General features: G+C 70.0%; 1 pseudogene. It reads right to left on the bottom strand.

Features of this window, described 5'->3' with window-relative positions:
• Positions 1-360: pseudogene (locus EN804_RS35245) on the bottom strand (heavy metal translocating P-type ATPase); the annotation flags it as partial.

A 360-nucleotide genomic window follows, 5' to 3' on the forward strand; every position in this document is an offset into this window, starting at 1 on the left:
CGGGAATGCGCTGCGATGTCGGCGGCCATCGCGAGCATGGTCGGATCGATCGCGGATGCGTTGACGAGCCTCGGCTGTCCGAACGTCAGCGTCCCGGTCTTGTCGAAGGCGACCGCGGTGATCCGGCGAAAGCCCTCCAGCACCGCGCCACCCTGCATCAGCAGTCCACGCCGCGCGCCGGCCGCCAGGCCTGCGGCGATCGCGGCGGGCGTCGAGATGACCAGCGCGCAGGGGCAGCCGATCAAAAGGATCGCCAGGCCCTTGTAGATCCATTCGTTCCAGTCGCTGCCGGCGACAAGCGGCGGCAGCAGCGCCACCAGCGCGCCGACCACCAGCACGCCAGGCGTATAGGTGCGCGAG

This window comes from Mesorhizobium sp. M8A.F.Ca.ET.161.01.1.1, from assembly GCF_004792105.1.
In the GTDB taxonomy this organism is placed as follows: Bacteria; Pseudomonadota; Alphaproteobacteria; order Rhizobiales; family Rhizobiaceae; genus Mesorhizobium.